Here is a 26501-nt window from a genome sequence, read left to right as displayed (position 1 = left end):
TTTTACTGTTCAGGTTTGATCCGTATGTATTATTCAGCGTCCTTGCCCATAACCTCTTTGTAGTCATCGGGAGTAACAACAACTGCGTCTACAGCTGTCTCCATCGGAACATCCTCGCCGTTGATCAGACCAAGAAGAACTTCTACAGAGCCTTCGCCTACTGCGGATGCCGGGAAGTATGCGGATGCCTTCATGCAGGTTCCGTCAGCGCCCTTGTTGTTCCACTCGTCCTTAGCCATGTATGCGCCAAGTCCAACTACGCAGGCGTCTTTGTCCAGGCCAGCGCTCTCAAGAGCACGAACCGCGCCGATACATCCCTCTTCATTTGCGCCTGTTACCAGCCAGGTCTTGATTTCCGGATGTCCTGTGATTACTGCTGCAGCAGCGGTATTTCCCTTGTCAGTGGTTCCGTCATAGTCAGCCTTGAAGATTCTTGCGGTATCGAACTCCGGTACCAGCTCGGTGAACTTGTCATACTCGCCCTCAGCACGCGGTACGCAGCTGGATACGGTGTCCATGGTCATGATCAGAAGACCTACTTCCTCGTTCTCAGCCAGGTTATTCTCTTTTACATAGTTAGCAAGCCACTCACCGTTTGCCTCGCCGATTACGTAAGCGTTGATGCCTACCCAGGGAGCCAGCTTCTCGCCTGCTTCATCCTGCAGAGCGTCGTCGGCAGCTACAACCGGGATTCCGGCCTCTTCACACTTGGTAACAACAGCCTGAGACATGGTCTGGTCCGGTGTACAGGTAACGATACCGGATGCGTTGTTTGCAATCGCGTTGTCAATCGCCTTCAGATACTCTTCCGGGTTCATCTTTGCGTCTACATATACGAACTCTCCGCCTGCTGCCTCAACAGCTGCCTTTGCAGCGTCGCCTTCATCCAGGAACCAGGTCTGGTCGCCTGCTTTGTAGATTCCGTAAACCAGCAAATCTCCGCTGGCTGCTGCGGTATCCTCTGCTGCCGCATCGTCTTCAGCCGCTGCATCGTCTGTAGCTGCTGTGTCTTCTGTTTCTGTAGCTGCTGCGTCATCTGTGGCTGCAGGTGTCTCTCCTGAGCTGCATCCTGCCAGCATACCAGCTGAAAGTGTCAGCGCCAGCATCATTGCTACTACCTTTTTCATCATATTAAGTTTCCTCCTTTTTTCCGCACATTTCGTGCTGTATACAAAGCACCTCTCCCGTGCAATGTTTCATTATTTGTCTGTTCTTTTTCTGACCTGTGCCTTACGCGTTTCTCTTGCTTGCCGCGATAAGCTCCTTCTCACGTCTTTCCTTTCTGATGTAGTCGAAGGTCAGAGCTGCCAGAAGCAGAGCTCCCTTTGCCACGCTCTGCCAGAAGCTGGGCACGTTTACCATGATAAGTCCTGTACCGAACGCCTGAATCAGCAGCACACCGAGTACGGTTCCGAACATGCTTCCCACGCCGCCTGCGAAGGATACGCCGCCCAGGATAACTGCTGTAATGGCGTCAAACTCCAGGTTTACGTTCGCAGAAGGCTGTCCTGCGTTCATACGGGCCGCAAATACCACTCCGCCGAGAGCGGTAAGCACACCGATGATGATAAATGAAATCGTTACAATTCTTCTGGGATTCAGACCTGCCAGTCTTGCAGCCTCAGCGCTTCCGCCGATGGCGTAGATGCTGCGTCCGAATCTTGTTCTCGCCAGAATAAAGCCGAAAACGATAAATGCAATAATGGTAATCCATACAGAAACCGGAATGCTTAAGAACCGGGCAGTTCCGATTTTGATAAAGCTCTGATTGCTGATGGCCACCGGACGGCCGTCGCAGATCAGCTGTGCGAAACCTCTGACCATGGTCTGGGTTACCAGAGTCGCGATGAAGGCCTCCAGCTTGATGCAGTTTACCATCCAGGCATTGAACAGTCCGCAGAGAACGCCGCAGCACAGGGTAAGGAAAATCGCCACCGGAATCGGCAGCCCCCACTGCAGGAACAACGCCACCGCCACGCCGCAGAAAGCGCACAGAGATCCGGGGGACAGGTCGTTCTGGCCCGCGATAATCAGGTAAGTATGGCCTACCGCCACGATACCGACCAGAGAAGCCGCCACCAGAAGGTTGACGAAGTTCGTCCAGGTCAGGTAGTTGGGATTAATCGCCGTAAACAAAATAAACACTACGATAATTGCGCCGATCAGCACCAGATTGTTTCCGCCCACAGCGGAGGCAAACCGTTTCAGCACATTTTCTTTTTTTGTATTTTCCATCTCACTTTCACTCCTTCTCGTCTATCATACCCATACTTAAGAGCTTCGTCTCTGTGGCATCCGCTGCCATGATCTCTCCGGATACCTTCAGCGATTTCATAACGATGATCCGGTCGGAGAGTCCCATGACCTCGGGAAGCTCTGAGGATATGAGAATCACACCCAGTCCCTGCTTCGCGAATTCACAGATCATTTCGTAGAACTCGGACTTTGCGCCTACATCAATTCCCTTTGTGGGCTCGTCCAGAATCAGCACCTTGGGATGAGTCGCCACACCGCGGGCTACGATACATTTCTGCTGGTTTCCGCCGGACAGCTCCACAATCTTCTTGTCCGGAGAAGGGGTCTTGATACGGAAATTCCGGATACCGTCGTCTGCCTCCTTCGCTTCCTTCTTCGCGCTGATGACGCCAAGCTTATTGGAATTCTGCTTCATCAGAGAAATATTGATATTTCCGGCCACGCTCAGGTTCGAAATAATGCCCTGAAGCTTTCTGTCCTCCGGCACAAGCACGATGCCGTTTTCCATGGCCTCCTTCGGGGAGTGGTTTACGATCTTTTTTCCTTCCAGATAGACTTCTCCGGTTCTCATGGGGTCTGCCCCGATGATCGCGCGCATGACCTCTGTCCGTCCTGCTCCTACCAGACCGGAAAATCCAAGTACCTCTCCCTTATGCAGAGTGAAGGAAACCGGTTTTACATAATCTGAAGAGACGTCTTTTACTTCAAGAAGAACATCTCCGATCTCTTTGTTCTTATCAAGCTTCGCATAGATATCACCAAGATCGCGGCCTACCATCATCTTGATCATATCCTTCTCTGCCGTCTCTGCCGTCACCACCGTGTCTATGTAGCGTCCATCTTTGAAGATTGCCACCTTGTCTGTGATCCTCCGAATCTCATCCATTCTGTGGGATACGTAGATCACAATCTTGCCCTGAGCTTTCAGCTTTTCAATCACCGCAAAGAGGCTGTCGATCTCCGCGTCGCTTAAGCTGGCCGTGGGCTCATCGAAACAGATAACCTTCAGATTGTCACGGCTGTATGCCTTCATAATCTCTACCATCTGCTGATAGGCAATGCTCAGATCCTTTACTTTCGTGGACGGCGAAATCGGAAGGCCGAAATCATCAATGATTTTCTGCGCCATCTGGTTCGCCTTTGCCGTATTGATCACCCCAAGTTTATTTGACGGCATTCTTCCCAGATAAATATTTTCAGCCACGCTCAGCTCCAGCAGAATCTGCCGTTCCTGATAGATGACGCTGATGCCTTCCTCGATAGCCTCCTGTGGTGACCGGAAATGCTTCTGTTCGCCGTTCAGAAGATACTCGCCTGCGTCCGGCTTGTAGTCTCCGTTCAACACCTTAAGCAGAGTGGATTTTCCCGCTCCGTTTTCCCCGAGAAATGCCAGCACTTCGCCTCCATAGGCTTTAAAGCAGATGTCATCCAGTGCCTTCACACCCGGAAAATACTTGGAAATATGTTTAAATTCCAAAACGCTTTCCATGTCCTTCTCCTTTCTGTATATTTATCTTTCTTGCTATATGATAACCAAAATCCGCCCAATATTCATTTTCTTTTTTTGCTTATTTGTTTAAAAAAATTGTGCTATATATATTTGAATACGGCAATTTATCCAAATTCAGCGCAGCCGTCGCCGCAGATACCTGTCACTTATGCCCGATTCTCAAGGACGCGCTTTTTCGCTACCTCAGCCGCAGACGCCGCGTCCGGCGTATAATAATCAGCGCCGATCTCGTCCGCGAACTCCTGGGTAATCGGAGCCCCGCCAATCATCACGATGTATTTATCGCGCAGCCCCTTCTCCTTCAGAAGGTCGATGGTTTCCCGCATATTATCCATCGTCGTGGACAGAAGCGCAGACATTCCGATGATATCCGCTCCCACTTCCTCCGCTTTTTCCACAAAGGTCTCAGCCGATACATCCACTCCCAGGTCAATGACCTCGAAGCCGGCTCCTTTATACATCATAGCCACCAGGTTCTTGCCGATATCATGAAGGTCACCCTTAACAGTGCCGAGCACGACTTTTCCTACCGCTTCATTTCCCACTTCCACCAGAAGCGGCTCCAGAATCGTCAATCCCACATTCATGGCTCTCGCGGAAATCAACACGTCCGGCACGAAGATCTCTTCTCTTTTAAATCTTCCGCCCACGACCGCCATTCCGGCCAGAAGCCCGTCGTTCAGAATCTCTCTGGGGTCATAGCCCTCGTCCACTGCCTGCTGTACCAGCGCCTTTACATTCTTTACCTTTCCCTTCTGCAGAAGCTCAGAAATTTCCTCTATAATCGCCATAGCCTTATTCCTCCTCAATCTTTTTCGCCCGCAGATTTATCTGCCGTAAAATTCTTTTGCCGCCTGGAAAAATGCCTCCAGATTCTCCATAGGTGTCAGAGGCGGAATGTCACAGCCGCTTGACAGTACAAAATTCTTATATTTGGAGCATCTTTCCAGTAACTCTGTGGTTTCTGCCTGAATCTTCTCCGGAGCGCCGTTTCTCAGTACGCCCACCGGATCGATATTTCCGATGATCAGACGGTCTGAGGGAAGGCTTTTCAACATCTCCTCAATATCGATGGCGTTTCCGAAGCTGTACGCCCGCACGTTCATTTCAGCCAGCTGCTTTTTCAGCGGCAGTACCGTTCCGCAGTTGTGATAGATGAACAGGCAGCTTTCATCCTCCACGGCAGCCCTCACGCGCTCCACGTAAGGGTTGGAAAACTCCTCCATCAGATCCGGGGACAGAAGCCCTGCCGCCGGCTCTGCCATGACGATTCCGTTCACTCCGGACTCCTTCAGGACCTTTGCGTAGGAAATCAGAAAGATCGTAACCTTTTCCAGCACCGTCTCCACCATCTCCGGTTCCAGGCGGCAGAGAATCATGATCTCCGTCATATCCAGAAGGCGTCCTGCCAGAGAAAAGGGGCCGGTGATGCCAGCCAGCACCGGGCGGTCTGTAATCAGCTCGCAGGCCTCCTTCATGCCCTTTACGCATTCTCCGGTCCGTCCCGCTCCCACCTCGGGAATCCGAAGCGCCTCCGCCTGATCCTCGTCCTCGATCATGGCTCCATGCATGGTTGGCACCTCGTCAGGGCTGTAGAGTACCTTCGCTCCGAAGGCCTCGGCCTCCACGGAGAGATCCATCAGGCTGAACGCCGCTCCTGTGGGAAATCTGTCTGCAATCGCCTTCATGCACAGAGCCTGCAGATGTCCGTCGCTTACCAGCTCTTCCACATTCTTTCCAATCAGCTGTGTCCCCGGAAAGGACAGAATCGGAAGCGCTTTCTTTTCTCCTTCTTTCAGCTGCTCCTGCAGCCACTCATCCATGTTATATTTCATTTTCATCTTCTCCTTCTATTCCCGCAGGCAACGAGCTATTTTTTATAGGTACGGCAGGCCTCCACATAGGCCAGGATATTCTCCAGCGGCACCTCCGGCTCCAGCATATGCGTCGGCGCCACGAAAAGCCCGCCCTTCTCTCCGGCGATATCCAGGTTTCTCCAGGTTGTCTCTTTTACCTCCTGGGGCGTACCCTTCGGCATTACTGTCTGGGTTCCGATGGTTCCGTGGAAGGAAATCTTATCGCCGTATTTCTTATAAATCTCTTCAAAATCCATGCACTCGCTCTGAATCGGATTCAGCACGTCGATTCCAGCCTCGATAAGATGCGGAATCAGCGGCTCGATAAAACCGCAGGAGTGGTAGAAAATCAGGATGTCCGGATTCACTGCCTTCACCGCGTCAATAATCTTCTTAAGCCGGGGCTTGATCCAGTCACAGTACAGCTCCTCACTCATCATAATCGTGTGCTGCATGCCGATGTCGTCTCCCAGAAACAGCACATCCACGCCGGCCTTCGCGTAAGACAGGGCACGGATCATGGACAGCTCCGTCACCTTATCCAGCAGGAACTCGGCCTTCTCATCCTCCATCATCATGTCGCAGAAGAGATTTTCCATTCCTCTCATATACCAGGCGCACTCCCAGATGGTCATCTGCATGTCGCCCAGGGCGATCAGATCCCGTTCCTTAATCTTCTTCACCTGCTCTGCCTGATGGGAACCGTCCGCATGGGCAAAATCCGGGAAGGGATAAGCCTCAATCTCCTCTACCTCCTGCATCAGCTCCATCGGATGACGCATATAGGTCATATGCATGCTGTTCGGGGATTTCTCATGGCCTACGCCCCAGAGATCAATATCAGCCCCCTCAGCCAGCGGCTTCTTCGCATAAAATTTCCGGTATTTCTCCACATCATGCTCCTGCAGTCTCAGGTCATCGACTCTGCGCCAGGGCATTCCAAAATATTCCTCATAATCCTCAGCGCCCAGCTCTTTTCTGCAGACCTCCTGCAGATGAGGGCACAGTACAAATTCCACCGGGACTCTCTCATACCCCTGCCGTCTCAGCAGGGAAAGGAAATTCTCTCTGTTCGTCATTTTAAATTTTCCTCCTCTTTCTCCTCTTCTATCGTGCATCGCTCTTCGGCTCTGGTGCCCTTCCACAGGTTCCGGTATTCCATCGGCGTCATACCCGTATACTGCTGAAATACCCGGCAGAAATACTGGGAGCTGTTGAAGCCCGTGCCCGCCGCAATTTCGGTCACCGTACCGGTTCCGGACCACAGAAGCTCCTTCGCCTTCTCAACCCGCAGCGAGGCGATGTACTGACTGCAGCTGATGCCCGTCTCCTCCTTGAAGCACTTGCGGATATAGCGGGAGCTGTACCCGAATTTCTCCGCCAGCTCTTCAATACTGATGTCATACGCATAATTTTCATTGATGTAACCGATGAGCTTTTCCATCCTGCCGCTCTTTTTCTGTCCATTTTTCTCTATCTGGGAGGACAGTTCCAGAAACAGCAGCAGAAAGAGCATTTTCATTGCCGTATCCTGAAGCTCCGCATTGCCGCCAATCCGGTAAAGCTTTCCGATTCCTTCAATCAGCTCCCGGATGTTCTCGCTGTCCGTCAGCTTGTGGTAGCGGGCCGGGCGGAACACCGCCAGACTCTCCTGCAGATCCTCAGGCGCCTCTACATAGTATTCTACCTGAGCGATCTGACAGCCTTCTCCTTTATCCACCATGAACCAGTGCGGAACTCCCTTGTACACAATAATGCTGTCTCGCTCCTTCAGAGGCACGAACTCTTCTCCGACACCCATAATGCAGTGACCGGATTTTATGTACACAATCTCTGTCTCTTTGTGGTTGTGCCGCTCAAAGCGGTAGCTTTTCAAAAAACGGAATACGCCTGCGTTCCGGACCTCCAGCTTCAGGGAATGTTCCATCAGCATTTGTGCAATTTTCTCTTCTATTTTGCTCATTTGTTACCTCTCTTCGTCTATAATACCCATCTCTTCCCCGCTTTTCTTCTATTTTGCGGTATAGGTTTCATTTTTTTGTGTACAAAACGGAACTCTGCTGTGACTTTTGCCGGTTCCTGCCTGTTTAGGCAAAGGGAGGCGCAGCGCCCTTCAGGAATGGCGGCCTCAAAAAACGACAGCCTTAAAAAACGGCGTCCCCAAAAACCCGCGCCAAAAAAGGGGGCAGTCCCGCAAGGCCGGGCTTTTTCAAGACCCAGAGCCTGCACAGGACTGTCTCCCCTTTTTCTCACTTCTATCCGTTTTATATTTTTTATTTTTCTTCCTTTTTCTCCTCGTGATACTCTTTTTCTGTATTCACGCTCCAGATATTTTTCTTATCCTTACGGCCGCTCAGGATATTGTTTACAGCCTCAAAGGATGTAGCCATAGAGTGATCCATATTGTTGTAACGGTGCTGGCCGTTCCGGCCTACACAGTAAAGATTCTCAAAGGTATCCAGATAGGCGATCAGATCGTCCATCTGCGCATAGGTGTCAAAATACGCCGGATATGCCTTCTTCACCCGCTCGCGGTGGGAATCCAGCACATCCCGCTCGCTGGTGATAACGCCCATCTTGATCAGCTCCGCAACGCCGAACTTCACCCATTCCTCTTCGCTCATGTTCCAGTATTTATCGCCCTCAGCACAGAAATACTCCAGGCCGATCCAGACCGTGTGATCTGGATCCTTTACCAGATAGGGCGACCAGTTATTGAAAATCTGAATACGGCCCAGCTTCACACCCACATCCTGCACGTAAATCCAGCAATCGGGAACGATGTTGCCCAACGTCTTCAAATTCGTCTCGTTTTTCAGATTCAGCCTGTCAACCAGCAGCCCCACTGTCACAAAATCACGATACGGCAGTCCCGCCGCGATGGCCGCTGTCTCCTCCGGCACATCATTCATGCCGGCTACCAGATCCTTGATCGGCATAGATGAGATGAATACATCTGCTTCCACCGTGTATTCCTCTCCATCCTTCTCATAGGTCAGGCTCTGCACCCGTCCGTCCACCGTGTGAAGCTTTGTCACCTTACAGCCCTTACGGATCTCTCCGCCCATGGCTTCCACCTCGGCGGCAGCTGTCTCCCAGAGCTGGCCGGGACCGTATTTCGGATAGTTGAATTCCTCAATCAGAGAGGTCTGCACCTGATGCTTGTCCTGCTTTCCGGGCAGAAGCTTCTGAACGTTATCCTTCAGAATGCCCATGATCGACAGACCCTTGGTACGCTGCGCGCCCCAGTCCGGAGCAATCTCACGCGGATGGCGTCCCCAGAGCTTCTCTGTATATCCCTCGAAGAACATAGAATAGAGCTTGCGTCCGAAGGAATTGATATAAAAGTTTTCCAGAGAATCCACCGGCTTTTTCACAAATACCGTCTTCAGATAGCTGAAGCCTGCCGCCATTGTCGTGGCAAAGCCCATATTCCTGATCGTCCTGGCATTCATCTTCACCGGATAATCGAAAAATTTCTTATTGTAATAAATGCGGGATACCCGGTTCCTGGTCAGCATGACCCGGTCCTCCTTCTCCGGATCCGGACCGCCCTCCTTCAACGGAACGCTGCGTCCCAGCTTCCTGTCGTCGTAGGACGGCTGCCCCTGAAGCGGCATAATCCCATCCCACCACTCTGTCACGCGGTCATCCTTGGAAAAGAAACGGTGTCCTCCTATATCCATACGGTTCCCATTGTAGCGCACTGTACGGGAAATTCCACCGATCTCCTGGCTCTCCTCCAGCACAATCACCTGGTACTCGTCTGATTTCTTCAACAGCTCGTATGCCGCCGTCACGCCCGCCGGACCGGCACCGATAATCAATGCTTTCTTCATCTGAAGCTCCTTTATTTTCTACTTATGTATTCCCGCAGACAACGAGCGGCGCGGGTGGTATTTTTTACATTGTACACGATCTGCGCCGCCCCGTCAAATTCTTATTCTGCCAGGTAAATCTTCAGAAGCTCCACGGCCTTTTTCCGCCTCTTTTCATCACAGCCTCTTACCAGAAGCTGTATGCTGTCGGATTCCCGCTCCGATTCCTCTCTGCCATCGTTCCCGAAGACGAGGTAATCAAGTGTAAGTCCTAAGCTGTCTGCGATCTCTATCATTGTATCCAGAGACATCCCGCAATATCCGCGTTCTATATCCGCATAGTACTTTTCTGCCTTACCAATCTGCTCCGCCATTTCCTTTCTGGTCAGGCCGAGCTGTTTTCTGCGGCTTCGGATCCTGTCTCCCGCCGCAATTCTGCTGTAAAGCTGTTTTTTCTGATCCACGGTCAAACACTCCTTTTGTCTTTCCTGTTTTATTCGGATCTATTTTGTGTTTTTTCAGATTTTATCTTTCTGGTATAAAGGAGAATTCCGATTATGCAGCCTGCTGACAGCAGAATCAGGGCAATCCAGATCCCGGGGCTTTTGCTGTCTCCGGTCTCTGCTCCGCCTGCCTGAGACGTACTGCTGCTTCCGCTGCTTCCGGATGAAGAGCCTCCGTCTCCGTCCTCTGAGCCCGGCTTATAATTTTCAAACGATGCCTCCGAAGTGCTTCCGCCCTCTATCGTTCCTGCGGCGCCCTCCGCTGTCATCTCATAGCCGTCATTGCCGCTCTCGGTAATCTCATACTGCGTTCCCACCGGCAGATCCCAGATAGTGATCCTCTGACCGTGCTTCAGCTGAATGGCGTCTCCGCTCTTTATGGTTCCGCTGCCGCTGCCGGTATATTCATATTCTCCTGTCAGCGTATTTCCATCCGCATCCTTCAAAACGACTGTGAAGGTAAAATACCTGTCTTTTTCGGCTCCATCACCGGTTACGTTTTTCTCGATACTCAGAGCGCCGTACCTGCTTGTATTGGTTATCGTGTATCCGTCATAAGAAACGTCATACCCTTCTTCTTCCTCCTCTACCACCGTATATTCGATACGTTTTCCGTCTTCATTGTATTTCGGCAGATTCGTAAAGGTATAGGTCCAGACGTCCGTATCCTGTCCGGTCAGCGCTTTTGCCAGCCGGTCCAGGAGGCTGCCTGCTGAAACCTCAGCTCTCTGGTATTCGCTGCCATCCGCCAGCAGAATCACGGTAATGCTTTCGGGCCGCTCTCCCCGCCGGTCACTGCCGTCCACCCATTTCTTTGTCACCGTCACCTCCGTGGTTCCGGTCAGGGTGTTTGTAAGCGTGCCGGTCTCTGCATCCCAGGAGGACTCATATCCGTCTCCTGCACCCGCTGCAGCGTCCTCCGGCAGGGAAATCTCCGCTTCGCTCACCCGGTAGGTATAGGTTTCTCCTTTGCTGCTGTACGCAGGCAGCCCTGTGAAGCTGAAATACCACTCATCATCCGCCTTCGTCCAGCTCTCTGACAGGGAGGCTCCTTCTGCGTCCAGTGTCTCTTCTGTCACCTGTTCCCAGTCTCCCGCGTTCTCCGGATCCGGATTTTCCTCCGTGCTCCGCCAGAGAATCAGTTCCACGTCCTCCGGCCTTGTACCATAGAGATCCGCATTATCCTTCCATATCTTTGTCACCTCCAGTTCCGTCCGCTGAATATTTGTGATCACCGTGGAAAACGCATTGTCCCCGGCCTTTCCTTCATCCTCGTACAGAATCCGGAAGCCGGAAAGCTCCCCGCTTCCTCCGATCTCCGTCTCACGGACGTAATAGATATATTCCTCTCCATTTTCATCATACTTGGGCAGGTTTGAAACGCTGGCCTTCCAGCTGTTCGACGCGTTCAGCTTAAGCGTAACCGGACTGCCGTCACTGTCTGTCACCTGCTCAGAATTTCCGTCTCCCGCGCTGCCCGTGGTACGGTACAGGGCCGCCGTTACCTCCTTCTGCTGATCCGAATCCGCATACCATACCTTCTCTGCTGCCACTGTCACTGATTTTGAATTGATTAAGGTATATTCTGTGTACTCATTTCCTCCTTCTTCTACGACGTCCGTTCCGGAATCAACCTGGATATAGCCGCCCGGCACAGTCTCTACGATCCGGTACTGCGTCTTGCCTTCCGCATCCAGAAGGCTTCCAGGCATACTTTCCGGCACGTTCATCCAGACTGCCTTCCAGCCGTCATACTCATACCAGGAAGCTCCATCCCTTTCTGCATCTGTGTCGGCGCCGCCATCCAGCGTCACCTCTGCTCCGGATCCGATGCTGCCCCAGCTTCCTGCCTCGTTTTGATACTGAAGCTCCAGTGTGACACTGTCTGCCGCTTCCTCTCCCAGCCAGGATTTTTCCGCATAGAAGCGGGTTGTAGTCATCGTGTTCGTGACTGTCGTGGACATATGATCTGCTGTATTATTTACCGTATATGCGGCAGTATAAGCGGTGTTATACTCGCCGCCTTCCGCAATCACATCCTCTTCATCCACCTGTCTGTCCGCATATCTGTCCGCATCCGGCGCGAGCTCCTGAGCTCTGTAATAATAGGTATTCCCGGCGGCATCGGTCTTCGGAAGCCCTGTAATCTCCGCAGACAGACCGGAAACCGTATCGTCCCCATGCAGCCGGACGATATAAGCCTCCTCCGTCCCGTCATCGCCTACGGTCACGACGTTTTCCCAGTCGTCTTCGTCCGGATTTGCATTCGTGGTACGCTGAACTACAAAGCATACCTCCCAATCATAACCGCCTGCCGCGTACCTGGTGCCATAGCTGTTGTCCGCGTCGCCTGCCCAGACCTTTTCAATCGTAAAGCCGGTAGTCTGCAGTACGTTGACGTGGGTCACGGTAGATGCAGTGTTATATCGATTCTCCTCATCCTCGTAACCCGGCTCAAACATAGCCACTGAATCGAATTGATACGTGTAGGTGGTATTATCGTCACTGTCCAAAACTGTGACTGTCACAGAAGGCGCAGTATTCACATTATCTCCTGTAATGCCATAGGTAATCTTCGTTTCCACTACGCGGTAGCGCAGATTTACCTGCCCACCATCCTTTTTCTGAATCACCAGCGGAAGGCCTGTAAAGCTGCCGCCATTGCTCCAGGCGCCGCTGTCAATGCTGCCCTGGATAGATGCAGTGAAATCATATTCATCGCTGCCATCACCGCCAAAAATCGCAGTATAATTATCCTCAGACAACGCACTTTCAAAATATTCACCCGCATTCTTCCAGTTGCTTATCTCTTCCGTGCCGCCATTATCCGTGACCTCCGCTACCTGGAGCTGGAAATCTACCTTTAGCTCGTAGCCTAGGTAATCCTCTGTTATGACATTTCCTTCCGAATCCTGCCATTCCTTCTTATATGATATATCGGTCTGGAGGGTATTCGTCAGATCGTCCATTGTGATCGTGCCTGCGGCTGCGGCCGTGTCTGTACCCTCATTTTCAGAATAGCTCCCGCCGGACACCTCGCCGCTTGAAGGCTTACTTTGGTATTCACTGTCTTCAGCCAGTGTCTCCTCGACTACATAGACCCATTCCATGCCGTTAGGCGCGTAGCGTTCCAGCTCACCGCTGTCTGTTTTTCCGGTAATTGTATAGGTCCAGACATTTTCTTCTGCATCCTTATTCCATTCAAGATCATAGTTTTCCTCTGCAACCTCTTCTCTTGCAATCGCATTCTCCTGTCCCGGCTGTGAATCCGCATAGCGGTACAGTGTCAACGTAATATCACCAGGCCTGAGATGAAAGATATTTCCATAATCCTCCCAGACCTTCTGGCCCGTGATCTCCACTGTTTCCGCAGGATCCGCCTGTCTGTTGATAAAGGTGGCCGCTGCTGTATCACTAGATTCAGCCGGATCGCCGGATTCCTCCGTGTCACTGGACTCTGCCGGATAAAGACCGGTGACCTCTGTACCTTCATAGCTTTTATTTGGATCTGCAGGATCTGTAATGCTGTCTATATCTTCTGCCTCAACATCCCCGTTCACAGCCCAGGTATCGTATCCCTGCAGATTTGTCTTCACTTCTGTGATCGTATAAATGTACCGGGAACCGTTCGGCGCATAGACTGCCAGATCCTCTGCGGTGTAAAACCACTCTACAAGTCCGTCATGCTTCTCCGTGCTGCTTTCTCCAAGCGCATTATATGCCTCTTCTATCTCCGCCGAGCTCCAAGTTATTGTATCCACAACCTCCTTATCCGATGTTGCACCCTCATTCGTCGTATAGGTCCGCGATATCTCAAAGGTCACTGCCGGATAGGCCTCAGGCGTATCGGTTTCGTCAAGCGGCAAATACAGATATTTCCGGAAGGAGAGCTCTCCTGTCACCGGCTGATATGTATTGTTGAGCTGATAGGTGCCTGCCGTACCGGAAGACGTATCAAAAATATCACCTTCATCAGGAACCTCTTCTCCTGCAGCTTCATCATAGCTTCCCGTTACTCCGGCCGGCCATTGAATCTCCTTCTCTTTCAACGTATATTCATAGAGCCTTCCGGCCGGATCGTATTTGGGAAGATAAGCTGCGTCCGCTTCCCCGGTTATTTCAATAGCTGTTTCCCCTGTATCCGGATCCGTACTGATGGTCATCGTATTTGCGCCTTCATAAAGGATTTCGAAGGTATAGGAGCCGTTGGAATAGATATCTGCCCATTCCGATACGGTCAGTGTGGCCACCTCTTTCTCTTCCGACTCCGCTTCTCCCTGAACCTTCCTGCAGAGCGCGAAGGTCACCGTCGGGAAATCCTCAGCCGGATAAGAGGCCGGGAGATTCGTCCAGAGCTTTCTTCCCTGAATCGTCACCGTTCCGGATATGGTATTTACAAAGGTCCCTCCCTCCTTGAGGGCATAGCATTCCCCTGCGTCGGCGTCCGTCACAGACAATACCTCTCCGTTTGCCTTTGCTTCTTCGCTGGCTTCCTTCACTGTTCCAAGCTCTGTGCCATCCATACGGTAGGCTGTGTCCTGATAGTCAAAGGAGCTTCCGTCCACAGCCATATTCTCTACCGCGTAATAGATGATCTCATAGCCCAGCTCATCGTACATCGGCACACCCTCCAAAACAGCATGCCAGTGGCGGGTACTGTCGTAATCCTCGCCTGTCTCTCCATCTACGTCTCCCTGAGAAGACTCCCATTTGTAGTTTCTCTGATAAAGCTCTGTTACCTCGGCAATACTGCCGTCCGCATTCTCCACATGGCTGACCGCATAGATATTCAGATAGATATCCGGCCTCTGGCCCGTCTCATTATTGTAGATGTCATTCCACTGCTTATGCCAGAGCAGTGTCTTGGTTCCGGACAGCCTGTTTGTGATGGAGATCTCCTGCTTATCTATATCATGCCGGGCAGCTGTCTCGTAGCTTTCCTCTGTGATCGCAGTCTGATACTGGATCCAGAGTTCATAGAGCTCACCATAGGTATCCGGATCCTTTGCCGCAAGCTCTGAGAGTGACACAACTTCATGGCCCTTTACCCAGACCTCATCTATCTGATAATGAACTGTCCTTCCAGTCCGATCATATTTTGGCAGATTCCAGAAATAATACGTCGACGACTCCTCCTGCAAATCGATCGCCTGAATCGCCTCAGAATACTCTAAAGTATCCCTGTCGTCCTCTTCCTGCCAGTCTGCGCCTGGCTTCCGGATCTCTACCTCATTTCCCGGACTGATGGTTACAGTATTGTCCTCATAATTGATGGCATACCCGTTCGTATCCGCATCCATATCATCTGCGAATTCCAGTCTTACAGCCAGAGAAATTTTATCCTCTTCCGCCAGGCCCTCCAGAACATCCGCAATTTGATCCCGGATTTCCCCGGTTCCGTCTACCCATTCCTTTGTAACGGTCAGATCCACGTTGCCCAGACGGCGGTTTACTACCGTGTGGACTGTCTCACTGGCAATCTGCACAGCCTCCTGATAGGTAACCTCATATCTGTGGTTTTCAGTCTCGACCTGATCTGCCGTATATTCCGAAGCATCATCAGACTCATAAACCAGGTCTCCCTCTTCCCAAACCACGTTATTCCCATCTACCGAGATTTCCCGGACATATACCTCCGTCTCCGGATCAAGCTCTCCGATCCCTACCTGCGCCTGCCAGATTCCATCCTTCAGCTCCACCGCAGCAATCAGCTCATCCTGTGTATATCCGCCTTTCTCCACTTTACTGTAGACGCCGATCACCACCGTCCCTCTGTGGAGCAGATCGCTGTCATCGATCCATTCCTTACGGACCGTGATCCTGTGGCCTGTTCCCGGCGCATTGGTGATCGTCGTAGAATAATTTCCATCTTCATCACGAATCGTCTCATAAGTAGGCGTAATCCCGCTTGCCGCGTTCTCCAGCAGCACATACTCATATTCGCGGCCCTCCGAATCGTACTGGGGCAGATCTGATACCGTCACCACCCATGCTTTTGTCTCCTCCACTGTGAAGGTCTCACCATCCACGGTGATTTCCCGGGGCTCTCCGTCAGCTGTGCCGTCCATTTCAAAGGTGAAGTACGGCTCATCGGCCTCCGACAGGCTGCCGCCGCTCAAAATACGGTACACATTGAAGGTAATTGTTGTATTTTCCGGCTCATATTCTTCTCCCTCTTCATTCAGCCAGATCTTTTCCGCCAGATAATCTATGGTATTGGCGATGGAATTGGTCACATCTGTGGAATAGGGGTTTTCCGAAGACCCGTCTCCTCCTTCATCTATGACAGATTCAGAATCATACCGTACCTCTATATTCTCCTGAACCAGAGTAAAGCTTCCTCCCCCTTCTCCGTCCGTTTCCAGAAGGTTATCCGTCAGTTCCTCTCCCTGGTAGACAGCCGTCTCCACCCAGCGGTACTCCAGCTCACGCCCAAGCTCATCATATCTTGGCATGGTAAGGCTGACAGAGGCCGACAGGTTCTCTGCCGTAAAATCCCCCATGGTCTCCGTGACAGTGCTTCCGTTCTGAACCACATCCTCCCAGCCGGCATCCGGATCATTTTTCAGCCGCGACTGAAGAGTCAGCACTACTGTCACATCCTCAAAATCCGCCTGGAAAGCGGATGCCTCCCAGGTCTTTACCGCCTCCGTCTGAACGGTGTCCGTAATACGGTTGGAAAGCGTTCCTCCGTCATACAGATAGGTATCTCCGGATTCCCGCACTCCTTCCGTCAAATGACCGTCATCCCCGGAAACCCATACCGTATCGTCTGTGCTTCCATCCTCCTGGACTGCTCCAAATACCTGCTCGTATCCGTCCCCATCCATATATTCCCGGACCACATAAATATATTCATAACCCTCCGAGTCGTATTTCGGCAAATCAGAAAAATCAATAGATATCGTATCCTCCTGCGTCAGATCGATTGTCAAAATTTCGCCGTCCTCATCTCTGACAGGAGCAGCCGTGCTATAATCAGAGCCTGCGCGATAGCGCCAGAGCTGGAATTCTCCTGTAGGACGTTCGTCTTTCGTCTCCTCTTCTCCGTCATCGAGCCACATTTTGACTGCATGATAATCCGTCGTTCCCGTCAGCGTCAGGTAAAGCGATCCTCCGCTGTAAAGCCGGTCTGTCACAGAACTGACGTTCGAAACATTCGAATTGTCAATCGTGAGGCTGAAAGAATCTCCCTCCTCCAGCCCGGCATCCGGCAGATCTCCGGAGGTAATTGCTCCGTCATCGCAAGTAATATAATACACAGCCTCCGTTCCATCCAGATTGTATTTCCACATTCCAGAAATCGTCACCGTACCCGATGTAGGATTTTCCGTAATCCCGGAGGTATCAATCTGAAGGACATCCTGAATCTCATAAAGTGAATACGTCTGGGAATTGCCGCCTATCTCTATATAAAGCTGAAGCTCTCTTAATATCGCCTCCGTAAGTCCCTGTGCCGAGCCCAGATCTCCCCAGCGGACAGTAACATCAAAAGTAAATTCTGTCTCCAGCACATAATACCAGCCTGGCGTAGTTACAGAGGCAATCCCGCCGCTTTCTATCTCCTCCTTCGTCACCTCCACCAGCGTGTATCCTTCCGCCTCCACGGGATCTCCCAGCTCCCAGTCCACCTGGTAGCTGACAGAATTTCCATCGATATCCGTCACTGTGATTACGGAAGGCAGGCTGTCATAGCCCAGCTCATAGACGTCTACTCCATCCTCCTGCACAGACGGTACAGGCATCGCCTCAAGTCCTACATCAGCCATATTGCTCTCTGTCAGCTCCGTGGGGCCTTCCGCGCTGCCCACAGGCTCCCCAGCTTCGTTCAGCTCTGTCAGGGTAAATTTCAGTCCGGGCGCATAGCTTTCTGCATATTCATCCGCACCCGGGCGGGTGCTGCTCTCATTGTTGTTATCAGACCAGACGATGGTCTGTTCAAGAGCTCCTTCCCTCGCGGCGACCTCAACCGTGTCTCCCAGGCTCTGTACCTCCGGAAGACTTTCCTCCTCCGGCACGGCTTCCTCCGCATTTTCCGTTTTTTCGCCATCTGCAGAGATGCTGCAGGCTGCGGACGCCGTACGGCTGTCCGCAGTGCCTGCCAGCGGCACAGACTCCAGCTCCGCGTCCAGACGGATTTCAGACGCGCCGGCGGATGTCTGCGCGTCTGCCGCAAGGACGCTGCCGCTGACCGTCAGCGTCAATTCCAGATCTGCCAGCTCTTCCGGCTCCTGTCCGGTGCCGCTGTCATAAGCCTCCGAACGCTCCAGTGTGAAGGACAGCCCCTCCTCTGTCCTGGCGCACTCTGTCAGGGTCATCCCTTCCGGCAGCCCGGACAGCTGAATCAAAGCGCTGCCGTCCAGCATCAGCGTCTGGGTCTGCGCATCAAAAGTAAGCTCGCCCTCCGGAAGCGTAATTCCTTCCGGCAGAGCCAGCGTCAGGCGAAGCGACTGATCCTGCGTATATACAGTCCCCGTATCCTCTCGGTTCTGAGAACGCAGTACCACATCAAAACCGGCGTCACCGAGAAGCGCTTCGCTCTCTGTTCCGTCCTCTGAACCATTCAAAACAGTCTCAAGCGTGACACTGCCCTTCCCCACCGCCTCAAGCGTCCAGCCAAAAGACGCCGTAAAATTCAGCGTTCCACCCTTTTTCTCCTGTATCAGCTCCCGTAGCTCTGTGACCTCCGGTTCTTCCTCCGCCTTCCGCGTTCTCCAGAGCCAGTCCCTCCGGAAGCTCTCCCAGCATGGACGCCTCCTCTTCTGTGAGCGCAATTTTGACCTCCGCAGACTCTGCCGTCTCCGTATTTATGTAAGAGGAAAGCCGAATCGCTACCGTCTCTCCCGTCCTTGCCTCAGATGCCTCTGGCTGCCATTCTACAGACACATCTGCCCGGCTCTCCTTCTCGTCTTCTGCATATACAGTCGCCAGTGTATAAAGCAGAATAGCACTGATAAGGGCTATCAGAATACTGCCTTTCCATCTGAGCTTGTGATTTGCATATTTTTTCATCTACAACTTCTCCTTTCTCTTCCGTCCAAAACGTATCTCTTTAGATCTTCCAGAAAAAGTATGTTCATTCCATGAAAATTCCATGAAAAGTGTTTGAATATTGTGTGTCCTCGTTTCGTCTCTCGCATTGTCACCACATAATAATGATTCTGTGGTTAATTATCAGAATTTTTTAGAGAAAATCAGATATATATTACAAATATATACTTCATATAGCAATCGGATGTTCCTGTAAAACGCGGGATAAAATGTCTGATCTGACAAAAGACAGCAGAAAATACAGCCTGTACCCAGCTCCATAGGTTACAGGCTCTTTGGCATGTATGGATATTTCCGGCGTCACAGCCGAGGCTGTAAAAATAATTTGCATTTCACAAATTTTTCCGCTATACTACTATGTAAACAGATATTCCTTATCCGTCGAACGCGTATCACTACCACAGAATCATTATTCTGTGGTTTTTTACAGGACAAGCCTCATTCTCCGCATTGTTTTTTCATAAAGACTCACGCCTGCTGTCACATAGATCCTTGTGGTCTCAATAGAAGAATGGCCCAGGATATCGGCCAGACGGGCCAGATCCTTATCCATGCTGTAATAACTCCTGGCAAACAGATGGCGCAGGCTGTGGGGAAAGACCTTTCTCCTGTCCACCTCCGCTGTTTTGCACAGCTTTTTCATGTCGCTCCAGATATTGCTTCTGTCCATCGGACGCCCGCTTCTGGTTCGGAAGACGACCCCTGTCCTGATTCCTGCCTCTTTCATATAGCTCTTCAGCTTTTTTCTGAGCGCTTCAGTCAGGATTACAATTCTGTTTTTCCCTTTCATGCTGATCTCGGCACGCCCGGACAATACCGCCTCAGCCGTAATAAATTTCAGCTCCCTCACATATTTTTTTACAGTTGCGTAAGCCTTTTCTTTTTCGTAAAGGCTGTCACGGAACCTTTCCAATGACGAGTCCGTGATCTCTGCGACTTCCATCCTTATTTTCGTCTCCACTTGCTTCCTCCATTTTATTTATTTCAGCAAAAACTGCTCTGCTCTCAGTATGCGCTCCTAAACGTTAATCATACCAAATCCTCCTGCCTGCTTGAATCAGCTGATTCCTGATGGTATACTACATGCAGAAATTATTTTGCGGCAGGAGGGCTTCATAATATGTATTATTTTATCGTAAATCCCGGTTCACGCTCCGGCAGCGGAAAATACGTATGGAAAGCGGTAGAAGAAATTCTTGAAGAGGAGGAGGTAGAATATCGGGTTTTCTTCACCTCTTACCGCTATCACGCCGTGAAGCTGGCAAAGGAAATCACTTCCCGAAAGGAACGCGTCACCCTTGTGGCTGTAGGAGGTGACGGAACAGTGAACGAGATTCTGAACGGCATTCAGGATTTTTCAAAGGTAACCTTTGCCTATATTCCCACAGGCTCCAGCAACGATTTTGCACGGGCTCTGGGCCTGCCCTCTGACACTGCGGAGGCAGTGAGAAGCATTCTCCATCCTTCCTATTTCCGGCGTATTGATCTTGGATGCGCGCAGCTGGGAGAACGGACGCAGTATTTTGCGGTAAGCTGCGGCTGCGGTTATGACGCGTCCATCTGCCACGCAGCCTTTTCCTCCCATGTAAAAAATTTCCTGAACCGCCTGCGCCTGGGCAAGCTGACCTATATCGCTACAGGCATAAAAGAGCTGATTCTCTGCAAGCCTGCGCCCATGACCATTACGCTCGACGGAGGCCGGACCCTCCGGTTTCGGAGAACGTTTTTTGCATCTGCCATGAACTGCCGCTTTGAAGGCGGCGGAGTCCGATTTTGTCCCTCAGCACAGCCGGACGACGGTTTTCTGGATCTCTGCGTTGTGGAAGGGCCTTCCAGACTCCTAATCATACCCCTTTTTCTTCTTTCTCTTCTGGGTATCCACGGAATCCTGCCCGGTGTGCACCTGCTCCGGGCCCGTTCCATGGAATTCCAGAGTTCCCGCCGCCTCGCGGTACATACAGACGGAGAGCCCTATTTTCTGAAGGGTAAAATGCAGATCCGCTGTATTCCGGACGCTCTGTATGTCATTGCCAGGTCCGCTGAAAAATAGTAGAAATCGCTGATAACTTTTTGAAAATTTTCTTAAGATAAAATAAACTTCGTTGAACATGAAGAATTATTGTGCTATACTCCGTTTCATATAATGAGAACAAAAGCACTTCCGGCCTGAGCGCAGCATATGCTCACGCCCCCTGGCCGCCGGAATCCATTTTATAATATGTGGAAAAGAGGATGAGCATAATGAAGACACTATTTCAAAAGTACAGGCATGCTCTTGTCCTGCTCTACGGGCTGATCTATATGCCCTGGTTCATGTGGCTGGAAAGCAGAGCCGACCTGCCCTATCACGTCATTCATGTCCGCCTGGACGATATGATTCCCTTTGTGGAATACTTCATCGTTCCTTATCTTCTGTGGTTTGCCTATGTGGCGGTGGTCTTTGTGTACCTGTTTTTTAAAAGCAGGCGTGAATTTTATCAGTATTGTATCTTTCTGTTTACCGGAATGACGCTGTTTCTGATTGTCTCAACGATATACCCGAACGGACATCTGCTCCGTCCCTCAGGCTTTGAGCGGAATAATATTTTTACACTTGCAGTTTCGCTTCTGTATCAGATTGATACCGCTACGAATATTTTCCCAAGCCTGCATGTATTCAATTCCATCGCGGCCCACCGGGCTGTCGCCAACAATCAGTCCCTCGGCAAAAACCGCCTGATTCACGGAGCCTCCTTTGTGCTCATGGTCTCGATCATTCTGGCTACCATGTTCCTGAAGCAGCATTCCGTGCTGGACGTCGTTTCCGGCATTCTGCTGGGGCTTCTGATGGATCAGCTCGTATACCGCACGGACTACTCAGCCGTCAGAGCCGGATGGGGAAGGAAACGCAAGCCGCAGACGGAAGAAGCCGCATAGCTTGGATAATTTCAAAACAAAAATCTCTGGCCCCGTGCTGCCCCGCACGGAACCAGAGATTTTTTTACTGCATAAATTCAGGGATACGGCAGCCGCCGTATCCCTTCTGTCTGCTTTCTTCTCAGTTAAAGCCTACAAACCGGTTCGCAATCTTATAGGCCGTCTCCGAAATCTTTCTTCCGCTCTTGCCCGGAAGGTTCATCGTACGCCCAAGAATTCCCCATTTCAATTCGTAATAAAGCTTCCTGTCTTTTTTCTTCAGGTATTTCCAAAGCTCATATTTTTTCTGCAGATTTTCTTCCGTGCCGGAACGGATAGCGATAATCGACGAGATCACCATGATAATCTCCAGGTAATTCTTCATATAATGGCGCAGCTTTTTATTCGGAACCTGGCGGGAATCCGTCAGCTTATAGTCATCTATCATCAGCTTATTGACTTTGATCTGCTGATCGATGCGCCCTATCATCACCTTTTCATTCACAGACTGATCCTGCCGCCCGATATAATAACGGTAAAAATTCACATCCAGGTAATACAGATATTTCACATACGGAAGCGGATGATATACAAAAATGTTATCCACATAGAAGGTGTGCTTCGGCAGCTCCAATCCACACTCCCGGAGAAGCTTCGTCCGGTAGATTACCGAATGCATCAGAATGTACTGCCCTTTGTGAAGAAATTTCACGTCGTCCCAGGTAAAAACACGGTCCTGTGGGAACGCCGAACGGTAGCTCATGACCTTCTTACGCTTTGCGCCTTCCTTTTCATATACAAAATTGCTGATTAGCATATCCACAGAGGGCCTGCCTCCCGCCAGCTGGTTCAGCGTCTTCAAAATTTCCTTGTATGCGGAAATAGATACCCAGTCATCACTGTCTACCACCTTAAAATAGAGTCCCGTAGCATTCCTGAGTCCTGCGTTGACAGCCTCTCCATGTCCTCCGTTCTCCTGATGAACCGCCTTGACAATCGTCGGATACTTCTGAGCGTACTCATCGGCAATCGCTCCGGTTCCATCACTGGAACCGTCGTCCACAATGATAATCTCTACCTCCTCGCCGCCTGCCAGCAGCGAATGAATGCAGTTTCGCATATAAGCTTCGGAATTATAGCACGGAATTGTAACAGATAACAGCTTCATGGCTTCCTCCTCATATCGTTCGTTTACAGCCACTTCTGTGGCCGTCTTTTGTATTTATATTTTACGCCGGCCGGCGAAAAGCAATTCGCCCCTTTATCTGCCAGCGCTAATACCGCTCCTTAAAATACTGCGTATAGGCTCCAAATGCAGCCGGAATCGAGTAATTCTTTTCCATTTGTTCTTTTTCCACGAAAAAAATTTCTTCCTGCGCAGGCGCCTTTTGAATCTCCCTTCCTTCCGGCTCTGTTCCGCCGTTTTCCCAGAAAGCAGGCGGCTCCTCCACCTTCACCGCATATCCGGTCATATGCCATTCTATATGGCTGAATATATGCTTTGCCGCGGGCAGCTTCTGAATCCTGAGCGGGGACAGACCCTGTTTTTTCACAAATTCCAGTACCTCTTCCCGGTTCAGGCGGCCCGGGAGATTCGGCAGCTCATAAAGGCCCGCCAGCAGGCCCTTTTCCGGCCTCTTATGGAGCCCTGCTTTATTATCTGAAACGAGAACCAGGACGGTTCTGTCTTCCATTTTCCGCTTTTTGGGCGGCGTCTTTTTCGGCAGCTCCAGCTCCACGCCGTCCGCATGGGCCCTGCACACCTCCTTCAGCGGACATTCCGGGCATTTTGGCGCCCCGTTTGGCACGCATACAATCGCGCCCAGCTCTATCAGAGACTGGTTGAAGTCTCCCGCCCGTTCTTCCGGAATCACCTGCAGCAGCTCCTCCTCAAACCGGCGGCGGACCGACTGCTTCAAAATATCATCATAGCTTTTTTCCAGCCTTGACAAAACCCGGAGTACATTTCCATCTACCGCAGGCCGCCTCATGCCAAATGCGATCGAAGCGATCGCTCCGGCCGTATAGCTTCCGATTCCCGGCAGCGCCAGAATCGCATCGAAATCCTGCGGCATTTCGCCGCCGTATCCGCTCACAAGCTGCCTGGCAGCCTTCTGCATATTGCGGACGCGGTTATAGTAGCCGAGCCCCTCCCACAGCTTTAAAAGCCTGTCCTCCGGCGCCTCCGCCAGATCACGGATCGTGGGAAGCTCTCCGATAAACCGTTCAAAATATGGTTTTACGGCCTCCACCCGCGTCTGCTGCAGCATGATCTCTGAAACCCACACCCTGTATGGAGTGGGCTGCTCACGCCAGGGAAGGATACGCGCGTGCCTGTCATACCATGCCAGAAGAGGCGCGGGAATCTCCTGTAAATTCTCCATTTATAACCAAACCTCAATCCTCTGATCAATACTCATCTCATCCGGCCTTACCACACAGTCATAAGCCAGGATCTGCACGCCCTTCTTTGCCGCCTCCCGGAGAGCCTCCCCGAAGGCCGGGTGCGTCCTGTCGTTCGGTTCGAATGCCCGCACGCCCTTCATCTGGATTACAAAAAAGACATATGCCTCATACCCGGCGTTCAGGCACCGGATCAATTCCCGGATGTGCTTCACGCCGCGCTCCGTCGGAGCGTCCGGAAACCGTGCAATCCCGTCTTCCTCCAGCGTCACTCCTTTGACTTCCATAAACGCCTTCCTTCCATCTGCCTCCAGAAAGAAGTCAAAGCGTGAATCTCCATATTTATATTCCGGGCGGATTGTTATCTCCCGGCATCCCAGGCCGCCCTGGCGCAGCCATTCGGCTGCGGCCTTATTGGGCGCCTGGGAATCCATGTTGACCCACTGGCTTCCTTTTTTCACGGCGATCAGATCAAGAGCCGTCTTGCGGGCCGGGTTATCCGACCGCTGGACATACAGTTCTGCCCCCGGAACCAGAAGCTCCCTGCAGCGCCCGGTATTTTTTACATGGCAGATTTCCCGCCTTCCCGCCTGTTCCACATAAGCCACAAAGCGGTTTGGCCGTTCCAGAAATACAGCCGGTTCCATCTTTTCATAACGCATAGCTTCCAAGTATACCTTTGTTATTGTAATAAATATTTTTTAACATAAGATTGGGCTTTTCTTAATATTCTGTAAAATCGGCGCAGGCAGATCTGGTATCCAATCGGCCTACCGGACACAGGCGTATCCGTTATCTGCATCGAAGCCCAGAGCCGTCACCAGGCTTTCTGTAAAATGGTCATACACCAGGATATTCAGGCCATTTGCAGCGCGAATCTGGCTTTCGCCCTCATAGATGAATTCCATTCCTCCCGGACTGACTGTGAGCTCCAGATCGGAATGCTCAAATTCCAGATGCAGAAAGCCGTCCATTCCCGACGGCAGCGCAGTCTCACCGTCCGCTCCTGCGACGTACACGCCCCCCTGCTCCGCGATCACTTCCGGCACGCCGACAGAGACAAGCGTCTCCTTCAGGGGCTGTTCGCCATTGTCATAGCTTCCATTCAGGGAAATCACGTAGGTATAATGACCGTCTCCGCTTTCCGGAATGAGATGCAGCAGATCATACCAGCCCTCCTCCTCATAGACAAGCTGATTTTCATACTTTTGCTTCCAGTCGGCCAGGTTCTCATCCCAGCTTGCGTAAAGACTGCCGCCACGCCTGTCCGGAAGTCCATATTCCTCCTGCAGCCAGGACGCCAGCCAGGAGCTGAGCTTCTCGGAGCCCCGGTAGTTCAGATGGGAAGCCTCCGCAAAGTCTGTGGCAGGATCAATTCCCAGCTCTTCATACATCCGATTGAAATCCAAAAACGGTATGTCTTCCTCTGCCGCTATCTCTGCGCAGCGGTTGAAAATCCTCTGCTCACTTTCTATGATTCCCTGATAAGGGGAAATCATAAACACAAGAGGGATTCCCTCTTCTTTTGCAAGAGCAATGATTTTTCTCAGATATTCCTCCGTCTTCTCCGAGAGAGGATCGCTCTCCGTCACCTGGCTCATATCAGGCATGCTGTCAAAGGACTTCGTCACAAAAAGCGGATAAAAGCCCTTGGAAGCGCTGCCGTGGGGATCTCCGAGATACGGCTCAAAATCTTCCCGTGAAAGCTCCGTATAGCGGGAATGATACACCGGATATCCCAGCAGATAATCCAGCACATTCTCCTCTGCCGTACTGACCTGGATATCCTCAAGCTTTTCTCTCGAAAGCTTCATTCCCAGAGTATTCGTGATCGTTCTGGCCTCTTCTATATATTCCCGGCTCTCTATCGCCCGCACCAGCTCCACTACCATGACCTTCGGACGCTGGTATTTCAGACTCTCCTTCATATAATAATAGGTATTCCAGAGTGGCTGAAGGCTGCCGGCCAGATCATAGGAGGGAATCCCCTTTTCCTCCCAGAGAACAGCCGGATTGATGTCGGAATACGTATGGCTGCTTCCATAAAACATCACATCGATGCTTCCCGGCTCCTGCTCATAAAAAAGCTCCATCGGTATCACGCCGTCCTCCTGCTTCAGACGGAACACATCATTCAGCTTCCACAGAAGCGCTGCCGCGAGCGCCAGAAATATCACTGTGCCGATTATTTTCTTCTTCATCGCACACT

18 protein-coding genes are annotated in these 26501 nt (G+C 51.4%); 2 read left to right on the top strand and 16 right to left on the bottom strand.

Going from position 1 to position 26501, the window contains the following annotated elements:
- Positions 1–29: 29 nt before the first annotated feature.
- From B5E77_RS02190 to B5E77_RS02130, 12 genes are all read right to left on the bottom strand, one after another.
- Positions 30–1130, bottom strand: a complete 1101-nt coding sequence (locus B5E77_RS02190; RefSeq protein ID WP_242963551.1) for a substrate-binding domain-containing protein — start codon at positions 1128–1130, stop codon at positions 30–32.
- A gap of 100 nt (positions 1131–1230) precedes the next feature.
- Positions 1231–2235, bottom strand: coding sequence for an ABC transporter permease (locus tag B5E77_RS02185; protein WP_087163757.1), 1005 nt, complete (start codon positions 2233–2235; stop codon positions 1231–1233).
- 7 nt (positions 2236–2242) lie between these two features.
- On the bottom strand, positions 2243–3745 hold the full coding sequence (locus B5E77_RS02180; protein ID WP_087163756.1) for a sugar ABC transporter ATP-binding protein: 1503 nt from the start codon (positions 3743–3745) through the stop codon (positions 2243–2245).
- A 167-nt stretch (positions 3746–3912) separates the two neighbouring features.
- Positions 3913–4557 carry a corrinoid protein gene (locus B5E77_RS02175; RefSeq protein ID WP_087163755.1) on the bottom strand — a complete coding sequence of 215 codons (645 nt, stop codon included), beginning with the start codon at positions 4555–4557 and terminating at the stop codon, positions 3913–3915.
- A gap of 36 nt (positions 4558–4593) precedes the next feature.
- On the bottom strand, positions 4594–5601 hold the full coding sequence (locus B5E77_RS02170; protein WP_087163754.1) for a uroporphyrinogen decarboxylase family protein: 1008 nt from the start codon (positions 5599–5601) through the stop codon (positions 4594–4596).
- 35 nt (positions 5602–5636) lie between these two features.
- Positions 5637–6701, bottom strand: coding sequence for a uroporphyrinogen decarboxylase family protein (locus B5E77_RS02165; RefSeq protein WP_087163753.1), 1065 nt, complete (start codon positions 6699–6701; stop codon positions 5637–5639).
- Entirely contained in the window at positions 6698–7585 is an 888-nt protein-coding gene (locus tag B5E77_RS02160; protein ID WP_087163752.1) for an AraC family transcriptional regulator, read from the bottom strand. Before B5E77_RS02160 ends, B5E77_RS02165 begins: the two co-directional genes overlap by 4 nt.
- 310 nt (positions 7586–7895) lie before the next feature.
- Positions 7896–9461: an NAD(P)/FAD-dependent oxidoreductase gene (locus tag B5E77_RS02150; RefSeq protein WP_087163750.1), complete on the bottom strand. Its 1566-nt coding sequence runs from the start codon at positions 9459–9461 to the stop codon at positions 7896–7898.
- A 101-nt stretch (positions 9462–9562) separates the two neighbouring features.
- Positions 9563–9904 (bottom strand): helix-turn-helix domain-containing protein, encoded by a 342-nt coding sequence (locus B5E77_RS02145; RefSeq protein ID WP_162609620.1) that lies wholly within the window; start codon positions 9902–9904, stop codon positions 9563–9565.
- A 29-nt stretch (positions 9905–9933) separates the two neighbouring features.
- Positions 9934–18543, bottom strand: coding sequence for a Cna B-type domain-containing protein (locus B5E77_RS02140; protein WP_087163748.1), 8610 nt, complete (start codon positions 18541–18543; stop codon positions 9934–9936).
- Positions 18544–18547: 4 nt separating this feature from the next.
- Positions 18548–18955, bottom strand: a complete 408-nt coding sequence (locus B5E77_RS02135) for a hypothetical protein (RefSeq protein ID WP_087163747.1) — start codon at positions 18953–18955, stop codon at positions 18548–18550.
- Positions 18956–19418: 463 nt separating this feature from the next.
- Positions 19419–19955, bottom strand: coding sequence for a tyrosine-type recombinase/integrase (locus B5E77_RS02130; protein WP_242963549.1), 537 nt, complete (start codon positions 19953–19955; stop codon positions 19419–19421).
- A gap of 159 nt (positions 19956–20114) precedes the next feature.
- On the opposite strand from B5E77_RS02130, the gene B5E77_RS02125 reads away from it, so the two are divergent.
- Both B5E77_RS02125 and B5E77_RS02120 read left to right on the top strand, forming a co-directional pair.
- Positions 20115–21044, top strand: a complete 930-nt coding sequence (locus B5E77_RS02125) for a diacylglycerol/lipid kinase family protein (RefSeq protein WP_087163745.1) — start codon at positions 20115–20117, stop codon at positions 21042–21044.
- Between the two features lie 191 nt (positions 21045–21235).
- The gene (locus B5E77_RS02120) at positions 21236–21910 is read left to right on the top strand and encodes a phosphatase PAP2 family protein (RefSeq protein ID WP_087163744.1); all 675 of its coding nucleotides are present in this window, start codon (positions 21236–21238) and stop codon (positions 21908–21910) included.
- 121 nt (positions 21911–22031) lie between these two features.
- On the opposite strand, the gene B5E77_RS02115 is transcribed toward B5E77_RS02120, so the two are convergent.
- The 4 genes from B5E77_RS02115 to B5E77_RS02100 form a co-directional block, all read right to left on the bottom strand.
- The gene (locus B5E77_RS02115) at positions 22032–23057 is read right to left on the bottom strand and encodes a glycosyltransferase family 2 protein (RefSeq protein WP_087163743.1); all 1026 of its coding nucleotides are present in this window, start codon (positions 23055–23057) and stop codon (positions 22032–22034) included.
- Positions 23058–23163: 106 nt separating this feature from the next.
- Complete coding sequence (gene mutY / locus B5E77_RS17455) at positions 23164–24273, bottom strand: A/G-specific adenine glycosylase (RefSeq protein WP_087163742.1); 1110 nt, start codon at positions 24271–24273, stop codon at positions 23164–23166.
- Positions 24274–24954: a DNA/RNA nuclease SfsA gene (sfsA, locus tag B5E77_RS17450; protein ID WP_087163741.1), complete on the bottom strand. Its 681-nt coding sequence runs from the start codon at positions 24952–24954 to the stop codon at positions 24274–24276.
- A gap of 108 nt (positions 24955–25062) precedes the next feature.
- A complete protein-coding gene (locus B5E77_RS02100; protein WP_087163740.1) occupies positions 25063–26493 on the bottom strand; it encodes a hypothetical protein in 1431 nt (476 codons plus the stop codon).
- Positions 26494–26501 lie beyond the last annotated feature (8 nt).

It is taken from the genome of Lachnoclostridium sp. An131 (assembly GCF_002160825.1).
Classification (GTDB): Bacteria; Bacillota; Clostridia; order Lachnospirales; family Lachnospiraceae; genus Laedolimicola.
The sequence above is the reverse complement of the archived record's forward strand: the minus strand, read 5'-3'. Positions and strand labels throughout refer to the sequence as shown.

Coding starts and splice junctions, on each gene's coding strand:
- B5E77_RS02100 (WP_087163740.1), bottom strand. CDS start 26,493: ATGAAGAAGAAAATAATCGGCACAGTGATATTTCTGGCGCTCGCGGCA.
- B5E77_RS02160 (WP_087163752.1), bottom strand. CDS start 7,585: ATGAGCAAAATAGAAGAGAAAATTGCACAAATGCTGATGGAACATTCC.
- B5E77_RS02170 (WP_087163754.1), bottom strand. CDS start 5,601: ATGAAATATAACATGGATGAGTGGCTGCAGGAGCAGCTGAAAGAAGGA.
- B5E77_RS02165 (WP_087163753.1), bottom strand. CDS start 6,701: ATGACGAACAGAGAGAATTTCCTTTCCCTGCTGAGACGGCAGGGGTAT.
- B5E77_RS02125 (WP_087163745.1), top strand. CDS start 20,115: ATGTATTATTTTATCGTAAATCCCGGTTCACGCTCCGGCAGCGGAAAA.
- B5E77_RS02185 (WP_087163757.1), bottom strand. CDS start 2,235: ATGGAAAATACAAAAAAAGAAAATGTGCTGAAACGGTTTGCCTCCGCT.
- B5E77_RS02135 (WP_087163747.1), bottom strand. CDS start 18,955: ATGAAAAAATATGCAAATCACAAGCTCAGATGGAAAGGCAGTATTCTG.
- B5E77_RS02150 (WP_087163750.1), bottom strand. CDS start 9,461: ATGAAGAAAGCATTGATTATCGGTGCCGGTCCGGCGGGCGTGACGGCG.
- mutY (WP_087163742.1), bottom strand. CDS start 24,273: ATGGAGAATTTACAGGAGATTCCCGCGCCTCTTCTGGCATGGTATGAC.
- B5E77_RS02120 (WP_087163744.1), top strand. CDS start 21,236: ATGAAGACACTATTTCAAAAGTACAGGCATGCTCTTGTCCTGCTCTAC.
- B5E77_RS02190 (WP_242963551.1), bottom strand. CDS start 1,130: ATGATGAAAAAGGTAGTAGCAATGATGCTGGCGCTGACACTTTCAGCT.
- B5E77_RS02115 (WP_087163743.1), bottom strand. CDS start 23,057: ATGAAGCTGTTATCTGTTACAATTCCGTGCTATAATTCCGAAGCTTAT.
- B5E77_RS02175 (WP_087163755.1), bottom strand. CDS start 4,557: ATGGCGATTATAGAGGAAATTTCTGAGCTTCTGCAGAAGGGAAAGGTA.
- B5E77_RS02180 (WP_087163756.1), bottom strand. CDS start 3,745: ATGGAAAGCGTTTTGGAATTTAAACATATTTCCAAGTATTTTCCGGGT.
- sfsA (WP_087163741.1), bottom strand. CDS start 24,954: ATGCGTTATGAAAAGATGGAACCGGCTGTATTTCTGGAACGGCCAAAC.